General features: G+C 68.3%; 11 protein-coding genes and 1 pseudogene. 9 read left to right on the forward strand and 3 right to left on the reverse strand.

Annotated elements, in window-relative coordinates; genetic code table 11:
* From QZ994_RS13550 to QZ994_RS13580, 7 genes are all read left to right on the forward strand, one after another.
* On the forward strand, window positions 1-1,051 hold a 1,051-nt coding region (locus tag QZ994_RS13550; protein ID WP_290872465.1), incomplete at its 5' end, for a flagellar basal body P-ring protein FlgI.
* Complete coding sequence (flgJ, locus tag QZ994_RS13555; RefSeq protein ID WP_290872468.1) at window positions 1,051-1,968, forward strand: flagellar assembly peptidoglycan hydrolase FlgJ; 918 nt, start codon at window positions 1,051-1,053, stop codon at window positions 1,966-1,968. The genes QZ994_RS13550 and flgJ, both read left to right, overlap by 1 nt.
* Before the next feature lie 18 nt (window positions 1,969-1,986).
* The gene (gene flgK / locus QZ994_RS13560) at window positions 1,987-3,693 is read left to right on the forward strand and encodes a flagellar hook-associated protein FlgK (protein ID WP_290872471.1); all 1,707 of its coding nucleotides are present in this window, start codon (window positions 1,987-1,989) and stop codon (window positions 3,691-3,693) included.
* Between the two features lie 18 nt (window positions 3,694-3,711).
* Window positions 3,712-4,650 carry a flagellar hook-associated protein FlgL gene (flgL, locus tag QZ994_RS13565; RefSeq protein ID WP_290872474.1) on the forward strand — a complete coding sequence of 313 codons (939 nt, stop codon included), beginning with the start codon at window positions 3,712-3,714 and terminating at the stop codon, window positions 4,648-4,650.
* Between the two features lie 37 nt (window positions 4,651-4,687).
* Complete coding sequence (locus tag QZ994_RS13570; protein ID WP_290872477.1) at window positions 4,688-5,896, forward strand: EAL and HDOD domain-containing protein; 1,209 nt, start codon at window positions 4,688-4,690, stop codon at window positions 5,894-5,896.
* A gap of 115 nt (window positions 5,897-6,011) precedes the next feature.
* On the forward strand, window positions 6,012-6,338 hold the full coding sequence (locus tag QZ994_RS13575; RefSeq protein ID WP_290872480.1) for a hypothetical protein: 327 nt from the start codon (window positions 6,012-6,014) through the stop codon (window positions 6,336-6,338).
* A gap of 48 nt (window positions 6,339-6,386) precedes the next feature.
* Window positions 6,387-7,499, forward strand: a complete 1,113-nt coding sequence (locus tag QZ994_RS13580; RefSeq protein ID WP_290872483.1) for a serine/threonine protein kinase — start codon at window positions 6,387-6,389, stop codon at window positions 7,497-7,499.
* Here QZ994_RS13580 and QZ994_RS13585 read toward each other — a convergent pair.
* The 3 genes from QZ994_RS13585 to QZ994_RS13595 are packed head-to-tail and all read right to left on the reverse strand — an operon-like array spanning window position 7,490 to window position 15,070.
* The gene (locus QZ994_RS13585; RefSeq protein WP_290872486.1) at window positions 7,490-10,627 is read right to left on the reverse strand and encodes an efflux RND transporter permease subunit; all 3,138 of its coding nucleotides are present in this window, start codon (window positions 10,625-10,627) and stop codon (window positions 7,490-7,492) included. The two genes, QZ994_RS13580 and QZ994_RS13585, sit on opposite strands and share 10 nt — an antisense overlap.
* Window positions 10,624-13,713, reverse strand: a complete 3,090-nt coding sequence (locus tag QZ994_RS13590) for an MdtB/MuxB family multidrug efflux RND transporter permease subunit (protein WP_290872489.1) — start codon at window positions 13,711-13,713, stop codon at window positions 10,624-10,626. Before QZ994_RS13590 ends, QZ994_RS13585 begins: the two co-directional genes overlap by 4 nt.
* A gap of 10 nt (window positions 13,714-13,723) precedes the next feature.
* Window positions 13,724-15,070, reverse strand: coding sequence for an MdtA/MuxA family multidrug efflux RND transporter periplasmic adaptor subunit (locus tag QZ994_RS13595; RefSeq protein ID WP_290872492.1), 1,347 nt, complete (start codon window positions 15,068-15,070; stop codon window positions 13,724-13,726).
* Between the two features lie 274 nt (window positions 15,071-15,344).
* Between QZ994_RS13595 and fliL the strand changes: the two genes are divergently transcribed.
* Window positions 15,345-15,791, forward strand: a complete 447-nt coding sequence (fliL, locus tag QZ994_RS13600) for a flagellar basal body-associated protein FliL (RefSeq protein WP_290872495.1) — start codon at window positions 15,345-15,347, stop codon at window positions 15,789-15,791.
* 219 nt (window positions 15,792-16,010) lie between these two features.
* Window positions 16,011-16,170, forward strand: a pseudogene (locus QZ994_RS13605) (LysR substrate-binding domain-containing protein); the annotation flags it as partial.

Here is a 16,170-nt window from a genome sequence, read left to right on the forward strand (position 1 = left end):
GCCGGCCCAGGCCGTGCGCCTGAAGGAGATCGCCGCCATCCAGGGCGTGCGCAGCAACCAGCTGATGGGCTATGGCCTGATCGTGGGCCTGGACGGCACGGGCGACCAGACCACCCAGACGCCCTTCACCGCCCAGAGCGTCAACGCCATGCTGCAGCAGATGGGCATCACCATGCCCGCTGGCGCTTCGATGCAGCTGAAAAACGTGGCCGCGGTGCTGGTGACCGCCACCCTGCCGCCCTTTGCCCAGCCTGGTCAGGCCATGGACGTGAACGTCTCCTCCATGGGCAATGCCAAATCGCTGCGCGGCGGCACCCTGATCGCCACCCCGCTCAAGGGCGCTGACGGCCAGATCTACGCCATTGCCCAGGGCAACATGGTGGTGGGCGGCGCGGGCGCAGCGGCAGGCGGAGCCAAGGTGCAGATCAACCACCTGAGCGCCGGCCGCATCCCCAATGGCGCCACGGTGGAACGCAGCGTGCCCACCCCCTGGCTTCAAGGCAGCGTGATCCAGTACGACCTGCAGGCCGACGATTTCAACACCGCCCGCGAGGTGGCCGACGCCATCAACAAGGCCAAGGGCAGCGGCACGGCCGAAGCCCTCAACGGCCGCACCGTGGCCGTGCGCCTGCCCGCCCCGGCCGGCGAGCGCGTGGCCTTCATGGCCGACCTGGAGAACCTCAACATCGTGCCCGCGAGCCCGGCGGCACGCATCGTGATCAACGCACGCACTGGCTCCATCGTGCTGAACCAGAACGTGACCATCGGCCCCTGCGCGGTGGCGCACGGCAACCTGACGGTCACCATCAGCTCCACCCCGGTGATCAGCCAGCCCAACCCGCTCTCGCAAGGCCAGACCGTGGCCACGGAGAAGACGGACATCAAGATCAACCAGGACCCAGGCTCGCTGATCCAGATGCCGGCCGGCACCAAGCTCACGGAAGTCGTCAAGGCGCTCAACACCCTGGGCGCCAACCCGCAGGACCTGGTCGCCATCCTGCAGGCCATGAAGACCGCTGGCGCCCTGCAGGCTGAACTGGAGATCATCTGATGAGCTTCACCTCTCGCCCCGGCACCACGGCAGGTCTGTCGACCGACCTGCGCTCGCTCGACCGCCTCAAGGGATCGGCCAGCCAGGACCCCAAGGCCGCCATCAAGGAAACCGCCAAGCAGCTCGAAGGCCTCTTCATGCAGGAGCTGATGAAGAGCATGCGGGCCACCACCATGAACAGCGGCATGCTGGAGAACAGTGGCACCGAGATGGGCAGCAACATGCTCGACTCGCAGCTGGCCAACCAGATGACGGGCCTGCCCGGCGGCCTGAGCGACGTGATCGCCCGCCAGCTGGAGCGCCAGATGGGCATCAAGCCCGGCGCGCCCGCCAGCAGCGCGGCCAACCCGACGGTCAGCATCGGCACCGACGCAGCAGGCCGCACCCTGCCGCTGGCGACGAATCCCGCAGGCGGCGACCTGGCCAAGGATGGCAAGCGCCTGAGCGCCTCTCAACAGTTCGTGCTCAAGCACCAGGAAGCGGCCAAGGCCGCCGAGGCCGCCACCGGCATTCCCGCCAACAACATCCTGGGCCAGGCGGCGCTGGAATCGGGCTGGGGCAAGCACGAGATCAAGATGAAGGACGGCAGCTCGTCCCACAACCTCTTCGGCATCAAGGCCACCAGCAACTGGACGGGCAAGGTCGCCGAGGTCACCACCACCGAGTACATCGGCGGCGTGGCCCGCAAGGTGACCGCCAAATTCCGTGCGTATGACTCATACGAAGAGGCCTTCAAGGACCACGCCAAGCTGCTGAGCCAGAGCCCGCGCTACAGTGCAACGGTGGCCAAGGCCGACACCGCTCACGAGTACGCCCGAGGCCTGCAGAAGGCGGGCTACGCCACCGATCCGGCCTATGCTGACAAGCTCACCCGCGTGATCAACACGACCCTGCGCCTGCAGCGCACGGCCACCTGAGGCTGAGCGGAGCACACCATGGGATCAGGCATCTTCGCCCTCAGCACCCGTGCCATGTACGCCAACCAGGCGATGCTGGACACGACCGCGCACAACATCAGCAACGTCAACACGCCGGGTTACTCCAAACAGCAGGTCGAGCTGTCGACCGAAAGCGGCATGTACACCGGTGCCGGCTTTTTCGGGCGAGGCGTCAAGGTCACCACGGTCACCCGCTCCAGCAGCGACTTCCTGGTCAAGGCGGCCAACGAAGCCAATGCCGGCGCGGCTGCCGACAAAACCCGGCTGGACAAGCTGTCGCAATTGGAAAGCACCCTGCCCACGGGCGACACGGGGCTGGGTTACGCCGCCACGCAACTGCTCAACGGCTTCGTCGACGTGGCCAACCAGCCCCAGGACATGTCGGCGCGCCAGGTCGTGCTGTCTCGTGCCGAGGAATTTGCCAGCCGCGTGCGCTCGTCGGCGCAGCAGATCGAGCAGCTGCAGTCTGGTGTGATCTCGGACATGCGCACCGACATCGACCAGGTCAACAGCTATGCCGAACAGATCGCCAGACTGAACCAGGACATCGCCAGCACCAAGGGCACGGGCCAGCCGCCCAACGACCTGATGGACACGCGTGACGAGGTCATCAGCCGGCTGAACAAGCTGGTGCAGGTCAACACCATCGAGGCCGATGACGGCAGCCTGTCGGTCTTCCTGGGCGGCGGTCAGCTGCTGGTGCTGAGCAACCAGGCCCAGAGCCTCTCGCTGTTGCAGAGCACCAATGCCCAGGGCGTCACCGTGGGCAGCGTGGGCATCAACACCGCGGGCGTGGTCAGAGAGCTGGACGACAGCCAGGTGACAGGCGGGGCCCTGCGCGGCCTGATGGACTTCCAGAACAAGGACCTCACCGCCACGCGCGCCGACCTCAACGACTTTGCCTCCAGCTTCACCAGTGCGGTCAACACGCAGCAGCAGTTGGGCATCCTGGGCAAGCTGGACGCCACCACAGGCGCCACCATCCCGGGCAGCAACCTGTTCACCGGCACCGGCAAGGCCATCACCTTGCAAGTGAGCCTGCAAAACCCCCAGGACATCGCAGCCGCCTCGCCCCTGGTCGCCTACACCGCCGACGCCAACACCGGCACGATGTCGGTCGAATCGCTGACCATGAAGGCGCCAGCCGGCCGCAGCATGCCGGCCACGCCCCTGACCCTGAACTTCCAGACCGCCGGCACCGGCAGCGGCTTCGACGTGACCGATGGTTCGGGCAACGTGGTGGCCGCCAACTGGGTGCCGGGGCAGGACCTGGTCTACAACGATGGCAGCGGCGTGCCCCTCTTCACCCAGCGCATCAGCGGGGTCCCGAACTCGGGCGACAAGATCGTGCTCGAACCTCCGGTGGACCCTTCCGGCAACAACGGCAATGCCCGCAGCATGCTGGACCTGCGCGACCAGAACATCATCACCCTGTCGACCAATGGGGCCACGTCCACGGTGACCGACTCCTACTCCCAGATGATCGGTAACCTGGGTGTGCTGGTTCAGGGGGGCAAGACGGCGTCCAGCATCAGTGACACCCTGGAGACCAAGGCCACGCAAACGCTGGAATCCACCCGTGGCGTGAACCTCGACGAGGAAGCCGCCCGACTGATTCAGTTCCAGCAGAGCTACCAGGCCGCGGCCAAGGTGCTGCAGGTGGCCCAGAAGGTGTTCGACACCTTGCTGAACGTGTCGCAGTAAGCCGCAAGGAGTTTCGTCATGCGCCTGTCCACGGCCTACGCCTACAACCAGTCCATCACCAACCTGCAGGATCGCCAGCAGGAGCTGAGTCGTTCGCAAACCCAGTTGACCTCTGGCAAGCGGGTGAATGCGGCCAGCGACGACCCGACCGCTGCGGCCCGGGCAGAACGTGCGCTGGCATCGATCGCCCGCAACGACACGGACAAGCGGGCGCTGGACGCCAGCCGCAACGCCATGGGCATTGCCGAATCGGCCCTCGGGGATGCGGCCGACCTGCTGCAATCGGCCCGCGAAACCATGGTGGCCGCCGGCAACGGCACCTACTCCGATGGCGAGCGCGAGGCCCTGGCCAAGAAGCTGGTCGAGATCCGCAAACAGCTGCTGTCGATCGCCAACCGCCCCGATGGCAGCGGTGGCTATGTGTTCGGCGGACAAGGGCTTTCCACCACGCCGTTCACCGAGGTGTCCAACACCGCACCGGGCACCGTCACCTTCAATGGCCAGCGCGGCAGCATCCAGGCCAGCTCCAGCGAACAGGTCAGCCTGACCATCGACGGACAGCGCACCTGGATGCAAGGCCGAGACGAAGCTGGCAACCTGGTCAACGTCAACGTCTTCGATGCCATGACCACCGCCATCGATGGCCTGCGCATGAGCAACCCGACCAGCACGGACATCACGAACACCGTCACCAACGGCCTGGGCGACATCGACAAGGTGCTGGGCAACATGCAGTCGGCCCGCGCCGAGGTGGGCGAAGCGCTGAACCGCATGGACGGCATTGAAAGCCGGATCGGGACCTTGAAACTGGCGGCCCAGTCCGAGCAGTCGAATGCCGAAGACCTGGACATGGTCGAAGCCATCTCGAACTTCCAGGGCCAACAAACCGGCTACGACGCCGCCTTGCGCAGCTACGCCGCCGTGCAGAAGCTCTCGCTGTTCCAGTACATCAGCTGATCAGCCCCCTTTCCCCACAACAATTCAGGACAAGCCCATGGACCAACCGATCCTCAGCCAGACCGCCCTCGCCTACAGCCCCGTCATCGACCGCCAGCGCAACGTGATCGCCACGCGCCTGTCGGTGTTCCCGCTGCTGACCGGCGAGGTGCTGGACCCGGTGGCCCTGATGGCGGCGGTCAGCGAAGTCTGGCCCGTGGGTGGGCAGCCGGTGTGGGTCAACGTGGTGAGCGAATCCCTGCTGCAGCAGCTGATGCTCGCCCAGCCGGCCACGCACATGTTCATCGAGATCCCGGCCTTCATGGCGGGCGACCCGGCCAACGTCGACGCCATCTGCACCCTGCACGCCAACGGCAACACCCTGCTGCTCAAAGGCCGTCCGTTGCAGGAGTTGCCCCGCGCCGTGCTGCCCTGCTTCAAGTACGCCATCATCGATTTTGCCGAAGACCGCCGCCTGGACCAGAGCACCGGCGGCGTGGGCATCGCGCCCGACGGCATGGTGCGCCACATCGGCCATGTGCAGTCGGGGGTGGGCAGCGTGGCCGACATGGAAACCAGCTTCCGCCGTGGTGCCGCCGCAGTGCTGGGCTGGCCCATCGACGACGCCATCCACGATGCGGGCAAACCGGCGGACCAGCCGGCCCTGCAGGTCATCGTCATGCTGATCGACCAGGTGCACAAGCAGGCCGACATCGAAGATCTGGAGGCCACGCTCAAGCGCGATCCGCCCCTGGCCTACAAGCTGATGCGCTACATCAATTCGCCGGCCTTTGGCCTGTCGGTGGAGATCAGCTCCTTCCGCCACGCCATCATGATCCTGGGCTACCAGCGCCTCAAACGCTGGCTGGCGCTGCTGCTGGCCACCGCCTCGAAAGACCCGAACATGCGCCCGGTGATGTTCGCCGCCGTGCGCCGGGGTCTGCTGATGGAAGAGCTGGCCCGGGCCAACCACGCCGACGACAACACCCGCAACGAACTCTTCATCTGCGGCGTGTTCTCCCTGCTCGACCGCATGTTCCAGCAGCCCTTCAGCCAGCTGCTGAAAACCATCCCCGTGCCGGAAAGCGTCTACCAGGCCCTGGCCGAAGAGACGGGCCCCTACGAGGCCTACTTCAAGCTGGTGCGGGCCCTCGAAGGCCACACGCTCTACGACATCAAGGACGCGGCCGAGGCCCTGCTCATGGGCTTCCACGACATCAACACCGCCGTGATGAAGGCCCTGGCCAACGCCGCCGAGCTGGACTGAGCCCCCGGGCCCAAGGGGGTGCATGGCGCACTGTGAAAACGGGCGCCCGCCACACCCCCAACATCAAGGGTTAACCCTTGGCGCCGAGCGCCACCCTGGCTATGCTCGGGGCACCATGAATGCCCTCGCTCCCCTCTTCGGCGTGCTCGTCCTCTCTGGCGTGCTGGTTGTGAATTTTTTCCGTGCCGCCTGGCGCCTGGGCATCCTGCGTGCCTTTGGCAGACGCCACCCGCTGCGCTGGCGGGCCCTGGCCGCAGGGGCGTTGGCCGCCTGCTTGCCCCTGGTCGGCGCCCTGATCGCGCTGGTGCTCATCCCGGCCGACAACGGCATGGCGCTGGACGACAGCCCCGCCAGCCTGGCCCTGGAACTGGCCGGATCGGGCTGGCTCATGCACCTGCTCAACGACCACCTCGTGATCTGGGGCGGCCCGCCATCGGCCTGAACGCAGCGGCGCGGCGGCCCAGCCGGGCTCCTGGCCTAAGATGGCCGCATGCCCGACCACGCCCCTGAAGACGACTTCCCCGCCCAGCCTGCCGAAGGCGCGCGCCCCAGCGCCGCCCACGGGCTCACGCCTTACGCCACGCTCACGCCGGAGCGTGTGCTCGACACCCTCGATGCCCTGGGCCAGCCGGTCGACGGCCGACTGCTGCAGCTCAACTCCTACGAAAACCGGGTGTTCCAGGTTGGCCTCGACGATGGCAGCCAGGTGGTGGCCAAGTTCTACCGCAGCGGCCGCTGGACGAACGAGCAGATCCTCGAAGAGCACGCCTTTGCGCTCGAACTGGCCGCCGCCGAGGTGCCGGCCGTGCCGCCGCTGACGCTGGCGCTCGACACCTTCCGCCTGCCCGCCGGGCTGAGCGCCGCCGTGCACGGTGCGCCGCCCACGCTGGGTGCGATCGGCGATGCCCGTGTGGCCGTGAGCCCGCGCCGTGGTGGCCGCACACCCGAGCTGGAAGACCCCGCGGTGCTGGAGTGGCTGGGGCGCTTCCTGGGTCGCCTGCACACCGTGGGCGCCCGACAACCTTTTGTGCACCGCCCCACCCTGGGCGTGGCCCAGACCGGCCGCGCCGCCCGCGACTGGTTGGCCGAGGCCGATCACCTGCCAGCCGAACACCGCCAGGACTGGCTGGACGCCGCCGACGAGGCCCTGGACGCGGCCGAAGAGGCCTTCTCGCGCATCGACGGCCTGCGCCTGCGCCGCCTGCATGGCGACTGCCACCCCGGCAACCTGTTGTGGACGCCCGAGGGCCCCCACTTCGTCGACCTGGACGACGCCTGCATGGGCCCCGCCGTGCAGGACCTCTGGATGCTGTTCAGCGGTGACCCCAAGGAGCGCACGCCCCTGCTCCACGCCCTGCTCGATGGCTACGAACAGGTGGCCGAATTCGACTGGCGCGAACTCAGGCTCATCGAGCCCCTGCGCACCCTGCGCCTCGTCCACCACAGCGCCTGGCTGGCCCGCCGCTGGGACGACCCGGCCTTCCCGGCCGCCTTCCCCTGGTACGGCTCAGGCGTGTACTGGCAACAGCAGGCCAATGCCCTGCGCCAGCAGACCGAGGCCATGGCCAACCCCGACGACACACCCGCCTGGCTTCAAGGCTGAGCGACGGGCGGGGCCAAGGGCCGAGCGCGGCGCCGCGCCCGCCAGCCTGCCACGCGCTCGCGCAGGCGCTCCAGGCCCAGAAAGACCACCGGCGTGGTGTAGAGCGTCAGCACCTGGCTCAGCAGCAGCCCGCCCACGATGGCAATGCCCAGGGGCTGGCGCAATTCGGCGCCCTCCCCCCCGCCGATCACCAGGGGCAAGGCCCCCAGCATCGCGGCCACCGAGGTCATCAGGATGGGACGCAGCCGCAGCACCGCCGCCCGGTGGATGGCCTCGCGGGCGTCCAGCCCCAGCGTGCGCCGGGCTTCGAGCGCGAAGTCGATCATCATGATCGCGTTCTTCTTCACGATGCCCACCAGCAGGATCACGCCGATGAAGGCGATCAGGCTGAAGTCGGTCTCCATCGCCATCAAGGCCAGCAAGGCGCCCACCCCGGCCGAGGGCAGGGTCGACAGGATGGTGATCGGGTGCACCAGGCTCTCGTAAAGCATGCCCAGCACGATGTAGACGGCCACGATGGCCGCCAGCACCAGCATGGGCTGGTTGGACGTGGCCGCCTCAAAGGCCTTGGCCGTGCCCTGGAAACTGCCGTACAGACCGGTGGGCATGTTCAGGCCCTCGATGGCCTGGGTGGCCGCCGCCCGCGCCTCGGACAAGGCCACCCCTTCCGGCAGGTTGAAGGAAATGGTCGACGCGGCAAACTGCCCCTGGTGGTTGACCGAACTGGGCGCCAGGGTGGCTCGCCACCGCGCGATGGCCGAGAGCGGCACCTGCGCCCCCGTGCTGCTGCTCAGGAAGACCTGGTCCAGCGACGCCGGGCCGCGCGTGAAATCCGGCCCGGCCTCCAGCACCACCTTGTACTGGTTCAAGGGTTTGAAGAGGGTCGAGACCTGGCGCTGGCCATAGAGGTCGTTGAGGGTGTTGTCCAGTTGCCTGACGTTGACACCCAGGCGGGCCGCGGCCTCGCGGTTGAACTCGATGCTGACCTGCGGGCTGCCCGCCGACACATCGGTGTTCACATCGGTGAGCTCGGGCAGCTTGCTCAGCACCTTGCGGATGCGGGGCTCCCACTCGCGCAGGAGGCCCAGCTCACCGGCCTGCAGGGTGTACTGGTACTGGGCGTTGGCACTGCGGCCGCCCACGCGGATGTCCTGCTGGGCCTGCAGGTAGAGCGCCGCGCCCGGCACCTTGCTGAGCTTCTTGCGCAGGCGCGAGATGATCTCTTCGGCCTTGGCATCGCGCTCGGCCAGGGGCTTGAGGTCGATGAAGACGTTGGCGCTGCTGCGCTGACCGGTGCTGGTGAAGCCCACCACATGGGCCACGGCCGGGTCGGCCTGCACCAGGGCCATCATGGTCTTGAGCTTGCCTTGCAAGGCCTCGAAGGACACGGTTTCATCGGCGGCCAGCCCCCCTGTGAGCCGGCCGTTGTCCTGCTGGGGCAAAAAGCCCTTGGGCACGATCACGTAGAGCCACACATTGAGCGCGATGGTCGCGAGCAGCAGGGTGCCGGTGAACCAGGGGTGGCGCAAGGTCCAGCCCAGAGAGCGGGCATAGCCCCGGCGCCACCAGACGTCGGCGGGCGAACCGGGCTCGGGCGGTGGCGGCACACCGGCCTTCGGTGCCTTGAGCAGGCGGGCCGCCATCATCGGCGTGGTCGTGAGCGAGACCAGCAAGGAGACGGCGATGGCCACGCTCAGCGTGAGCGCGAACTCCTGGAAGAGCCGGCCCACGATGCCCCCCATGAACAGAATGGGGATGAAAACGGCCACCAGCGACAGGCTCATCGACACCACGGTGAAGCCGACCTCGCGGGCGCCCTTGAGCGCCGCCTCAAAGGGCTTCATGCCGCGCTCCACATGGCGGGCGATGTTTTCCAGCACCACCACCGCGTCATCGACCACGAAACCCGTGGCCACGGTCAGGGCCATCAGCGAGAGGTTGTTGATGCTCAGGCCGCAGAGCTTCATCACGGCCAGCGCACCCAGCAGCGACACCGGCACGGCCACCGCCGGCACCAGCGCCGCCCAGGCCTTGCGCAGGAACAGCATCACCACCATCACCACCAGGGCGACCGAGATCACCAGGCTGTGCTCCACCTCGGTCAGGCTGGCGCGGATGGTGCGGGTGGCATCGGTCACCACGCGCAGTTGCATGCCGGGCGGCAGCGAGGCCTCGAGCATGGGCAGCTGCGCCCTCACGGTGTCGACCGTCTCGATCACATTGGCCGCAGGCTGACGCCGGATCAGCACCACCACGGCCGGCTCGCCGTTCACAAAACCGGCGTTGCGCACGTCCTGCACGCTGTCTCGCACGGTGGCCACATCGCTCAGACGGACGGCCGAGCCGTTCTGCCAGCGCACGATGGTGGGCGCCAGCTCGGCGGCGGTCAGGGTCTGGTCGGTGGCGCCGAGCTGCCAGCGCTGGCGCTCGTTTTCCACGATGCCCTGGGGCCGGTTGGCGTTGGCCGCGGTGATGGCGGTGCGCACGTCTTCAACGCCCAGGCCCAGGGTGTTGAGGGCCTGCGGGTTCACGGTCACGCGCACGGCGGGCAGCGAAGAGCCGCCCACGTCCACCTGGCCCACGCCCTTGACCTGCGAGATGGTCTGGGCGAGGAAGGTCGAGGCCGCGTCGTACATCTGCCCGCGGCTGTGCGTGGGCGAGGTCAGGGCCAGGATCATCACCGGCGCGTCGGCCGGGTTGACCTTGCGGTAGGTCGGGTTGCCGGGCATGCCGGCGGGCAGGAGCGCCCGGGAGGCATTGATGGCCGCCTGCACGCTGCGCGCGGCACCATCGATGCTCCGATCCAGATCGAACTGCAGGGTGATGCGGGTGTAGCCCGTGCCCGAGTACGAGGTCATCTCGGTCACACCGGCGATGCGGCCCAGGGCCCGCTCCAGCGGCGTGGCCACGCTGGAGGCCATGGTCTCGGGGTTGGCGCCAGGCAGGTTGGCGGAGACCTGGATGGTGGGGTAATCGACCTGGGGCAAGGGCGCCACCGGCAGCAGCACAAAACCCAGCACCCCGGCCAGGGCAATGGCCAGGGTCAGCAGCGTGGTCGCGATCGGCCGGTGGATGAACAGGGCCGAAAGCGACGACACCTGCCCGGCCCGGTCTGTGGGGCCGCTCATGCCGTCACGCCCCGCCAGGCCTGCAGACGCCGCTGCACGCGGTCAAAGGCCAGGTAGATCACCGGGGTGGTGAACAGGGTGAGCACCTGGCTCACGATCAGCCCCCCCACCATGGTCACACCCAGTGGGTGGCGCAGTTCGGCGCCCACGCCCGTGCCCAGCATCAGGGGCAAGGCCCCGAGCAGCGCAGCCATGGTCGTCATCAGGATGGGGCGGAAGCGCAGCAGGCAGGCCTGGTAGATGGCCTCGCGCGGCGGCAGGCCCTGCTCGCGCTCGGCCTCCAGCGCGAAGTCGATCATCATGATCGCGTTCTTCTTGACGATGCCGATCAGCAGCACGATGCCGATCACGGCGATCACGCCCAGGTCCTGGCCCGTGAGCAGCAAGGCCGCCAGCGCGCCCACGCCCGCCGAAGGCAGGGTCGACAGGATGGTGACCGGGTGGATGGTGCTCTCGTACAGCACGCCCAGCACGATGTACATGGTGACAATGGCCGCCAGGATCAGGTAGAGCGTGTTGGAGAGCGAGGCCCGGAAGGCCAGGGCCGCGCCATCGAAGCTCGTCTGCACCGAGGCCGGCAGGCCGAGTTCGTCGCGCGCCGCCTCCACCGCCTTCACGGCGTCGCCCAGGGCCACGCCTGGCGCGAGGTTGAAGCTCAGCGTGGCCGCCGGGAAGGGGCCCACGTGCTGGATGGACAGCTGCGCAGGCTGCTCCACCACCCGGGCCACGGCCGACAGCCGCACCGGTGCCCCACCACCCGTGACGGGCACGTAGAGCTCGTTGAGCATGTCGGGCGAGCGCTGGAATCGGGGCTGGGCTTCGAGCACCACGCGGTACTGGCTGGACTGGGTGAAGATGGTCGAGATCAGGCGCTGCCCAAAGGCGTTGTAGAGCGCGTTGTCGATGGCCGCAGGGGTCACGCCCAGGCGGCCGGCGGCATCACGGTCGATCAGCACCTGGGCCTTGAGCCCCTGGTTCTGCAGGTCGCTGGCCACGTCGCGCAAACCGGGCAAGGCTTTCAGGCGCGCTTCCAGGCGTGGCACCCACAGGCTCAGGTCCTGAGGCCGGGCGCTTTGCACCAGGAAGCGGAACTGCCCCCGGCTCACCGTGTCGTCGATGCTCAGGTCCTGCACCGGCTGCAGGAACAGCCGCATGCCGGGCAGGCCCTCGGCGCGCGCCGACAGCCGCCGCACCACCTCACCGGCAGAGGCGTCGCGCTCGCCATGCGGCTTGAGCTGGATCATCAGGCGGCCACTGTGCAGCGTGGTGTTCTGACCATCGATGCCGATGGTCGAACTCAGGCTCGCCACCGCCGGATCGGCCAGCACCAGGCGCGCCATGGCCTGCTGGCGCTCGGCCATGGCCTCGAACGAGCTGGACTGGGCCGCCTCGGTCAGCCCGAGGATGGCGCCCGTGTCCTGTTCAGGAAAGAAGCCCTTGGGCACCAGCAGGTACAGCCCCACGGTGAGGGCGATCGTGCCCAGTGCCACACCCAGTGTGGCGCGCTGGTGGCGCAGCACCACCGTGAGTGCGCGGGCATACCAGGCCACCAGGGCGTCCAGCCCACGGCCACAGGCCAGCAGGAAGCGCCCCTGCTGGTGCTCGGGCACCGGCTTGAGCAGGCGGGCGCACATCATGGGTGTGAGCGTGAGCGACACGAAGGCCGAGATCAGGATGGCCACCGCCAGCGTGATCGCGAACTCTCGGAACAGGCGCCCGACCACATCGCCCATGAAGAGCAAGGGGATCAGCACCGCAATGAGCGACACCGTCAGCGAGATGATGGTGAAGCCGATCTGCTGGCTGCCCTTGAGCGCCGCCTCCATCAGGCCTTCGCCCTCCTCCACGCGGCGCGCGATGTTCTCGACCACCACGATGGCGTCGTCGACCACAAAGCCGGTGGCAATCGTCAGGGCCATCAGCGTCAGGTTGTTGAGCGAAAAGCCCGCCAGCGCCATCACGCCAAACGTGCCCACCAGCGAAAGCGGCACCGCCACCGCGGGGATCAGCGTGGCGCGCCCGTTGCGCAGGAAGAGGAAGATCACCATCACCACCAGGGCGATGGCCAGCAGCAGCTCGACCTGGGTGTCGGCCACGGAGGCGCGGATGGTGGTGGTGCGGTCACTGAGTTCGGTGAGCTGAACCGATGACGGCAGCGCGGCCTTCAGCGAGGGCATGAGCTCGTGGATGCGGTCCACGGTTTCGATCACGTTGGCCCCGGGCTGGCGCTGCACGGTGAGCACCACGGCGGCCTGCTGGTTGGACCAGGCCGCGAGCTTCGTGTTCTCGGCCGCGTCGATGGTGTCGGCCACATCGCTCAAGCGGATGGGCGCACCGTTCTTCCAGGCGATGACGAGGTTGCGGTACTCGGCCGCCGACTTGAGCTGGTCGTTGGCATCGATGGTGGCCGATTGCGAAGGGCCATCGAAACTGCCCTTGGCCTGGTTGACGTTCTGGTTGCCGATGGCGGTGCGCAGGTCCTCCATGGTCAGGCCCAGGGCGGCCAGGGCCGTGGGGTTGGCCTGCACGCGCACGGCAGGTCGCTGCCCGCCGGTCACGGCGACCAGGCCCACGCCCTGCAGCTGCGACAGCTTCTGGGCCACGCGGGTGTCGACCATGTCCTGCACCTGCGTGAGCGGCAGGCTGCGCGAGGTCACGCCGATGGTGACGATGGGCGCATCCGCCGGGTTCACCTTGTTGTAGACCGGCGGCATGGGCAGGTCGGTGGGCAGCAGCGTGGCCGCGGCATTGATGGCGGCCTGTACCGACTGCTCGGCCACGTCCAGGGTGAGGCTGAGCTTGAAACGCAGGGTGATGACCGAGGCCCCGCCCGAGCTGCTGCTGGAGAGGCGCTCCAGGCCGGGCATCTGGCCCAGCTGGCGCTCCAGCGGCGCGGTCACGGCCGAGGTCATCACCTCGGGGCTGGCGCCCGGGTAAAGCGTCACGACCTGGATGGTGGGGTAATCGACCTCGGGCAGCGAGGACACCGGCAGGGTGCGGTAGCCCAGCCAACCGGCCAGAAAGATCGCCACCATCAACAGGGCGGTGGCCACCGGACGAACGATGAACAGGCGAGACGGGTTCATGCGGACCTGCTCAGTGGGCGTGGCGGCGCGCGCCCTGGGCCGAAGACGCACCCGAGGCCATGGCCTCGGCGGCCTCCGGCTGAACCACCTCGACCTTGCTGCCGTCTTCCAGGCGATCGGTGCCCTCGGTCACCACCTGCTCTCCGGGCTTCAGGCCCTCCAGCGCGGCCAGTACCCCGGCGCGGCGCGGCCCCACCTTGATGACCCGGATGCGGGCCTTGCCATCGGCCACCACGTAAACGTAGTTGCCCGGCGCACCGCGCAACAAGGCGGCCTCGGGCACCGTGGGCACGGCCTTCAGGCGGTCCAGGAAGAGCCGTGTGTTGACAAACTGATTGGGAAACAGCGCGCCATCGGCATTGGCGAAACTCGCCTTGAGCTTGACCGTGCCCGTGGTGGCGTCGATCTGGTTGTCGATCGCCTGAAGCTGGCCGCGCGCCAGCACCTGGCTGCCGGCACGGTCCAGCGCCTGCACCACCAGGCTGCCATCGGCCTGATGGGCCAGCACGGCGGGCAACTGATCCTGCGGGACGGCAAACACCACGCTGACCGGCTGCACCTGGTTGATGACGGCCAGGCCAGTGGTGTCCGAGCTCTTGACCATGTTGCCGGCGTCCACCTGGCGCAGGCCGATGCGGCCCGAGACGGGGGCGGTGACGCGGGTGTAGTCCAGCTGCAGGCGGGCGTTGTCCACCGCGGCCTGGTCGATGCGGATCGTGCCTTCGTACTGCGCCACCAGTGCCTGTTGGGCCTCCAGCTGCTGGCGGGGCGCGGCCTCCTGGCGGACCAGATCGGCGTAGCGCTGCAGGTCGAGCCGGGCATTGGCCAGCAGGGCCTGGTCGCGCTGGAGCTGTCCCTGCACCTGCGCCAGGGCCACCTCGAAGGGGCGCGGGTCGATGCGGGCCAGCAACTGACCGGCCTTGACCATCTGGCCCTCGGTGAAATGCACCGACTGCAGCAGCCCGTCCACCCTCACCCGCACCGTGGCCGAGCCCGTGGGCGTCACCGTGCCCAGGGCGTCCTGGATCACGTCCATGTCACGGGCCTGCACCGTGGCCACCCGCACGGGCACCGGGCGGTCACCCATGCCGCCCCGGCCTTTGCCCTTGCCCGGGCCCTTGCCAGGCTCCTTGCCCTGGGCCGACGAAGCGGCCGCGCCTGACCCGGCCTGTGCACCGGCGGCCTCGGCTCGGTGCTGCCACCACCAGCCCCCCGCCAGCCCCAGGGTCAACAGCGCCAGCCCGACCACCAGCCGGGTGCGCACGGCACCGGTCTGGCGCCTGGGTGTGGCGGGTTGGTGGGCTGGGGTGATGGGGGCCTGATCGGCCGGGTCCCTGTTCACTGCGGGGGCTTGCATGGTTGCGTCAAGGTCCTGTGTCGCACGGCCAGCGTGGGCGCTGGGGCGCTGTGTGTCGAGCCCGACATGGTCGCATCACCGGCTTTCCCGTCCGCGACCGGCAGGAAAAGTTCGGTAAACCGCCCCCACATCCCGCTGCGCTGGCAGGACTCAGGGTTGCCGGTCGCGGCAGGCGTGCGAATGTCGCGCCACACGGCAGCCAGTGGGTGTCGGGCAAAGCCTCGCATAGTAAGGTGCGGCGCGGGCCCAGGATCGGGCCATATGAGATTGCCGCATGTCCAACAAACCTGCCCCCACGAAATCCAGCCAGGACTGGCTGATCGGCAGCCTGATCGGGCTGGCCATGCTCGCCCTGGCTGTCGCTGCCTGGTGGTGGTCCCAGCGCCAGCCCGATGAGGACCCCACACGTCCCAAGCCCGTTTGGGTGGACGTGGAGCGGGTGCGCCCGCAAATGGCCGACGGCGGCATGGCCAACATCAAGGTCGATCTGCAGATTGACGACGCCGAGCAGCAAAAGACGCTGAGCGCGCTGGCCCCCGCGTTCCAGTCTCTGATCCAGGAGCGGGGCAGTGACATGACACGCGAGGAACTGACCGGTCCGGAAGGCATGCGCCGCCTGGCCAAGGCCATCCGCAGCGACGTGAACAACTACCTGCGGGCCCAACGGCAGCCGGGTCGGGTGCTCGGCGTGGCCTTCCAGGAGTTCCACATCCTGCCCTGAGGCCCGGACCGACCGGCCGCAGCGGCGGCGGCATCACTTGGTGAACAGGTCGCCCACCGGGCTCAACCAGTCCGGCGCGTGGGACTTCAGCCAGGTGCGTGCCACGGCATCGTCCTGCAAGGTCGCATCCAGGAAAGCCAAGGTGACCGACGTCATCGCAGACGCCTGCATGGCGCGAACCGTGGGGGACGCCTGCGTGGCCGCGGCTGCACCGGGGGCCGCGTCACCGCCCCCACCTCTTTCGGCAACGAATGGCTGGCGCCGGCGCTGACTGATTATCTGCGCCTGCATCCCGAAGTGAGCGTGGATCTGAATTTGAACGAGCGTCTGGTGGACCTGGTCGACGAAGGCTACGACGCCGCCATCCGCATCGGCGCGC

Source organism: Aquabacterium sp. (assembly GCF_021768455.1).
Lineage (GTDB): Bacteria > Pseudomonadota > Gammaproteobacteria > Burkholderiales > Burkholderiaceae_C > Aquabacterium.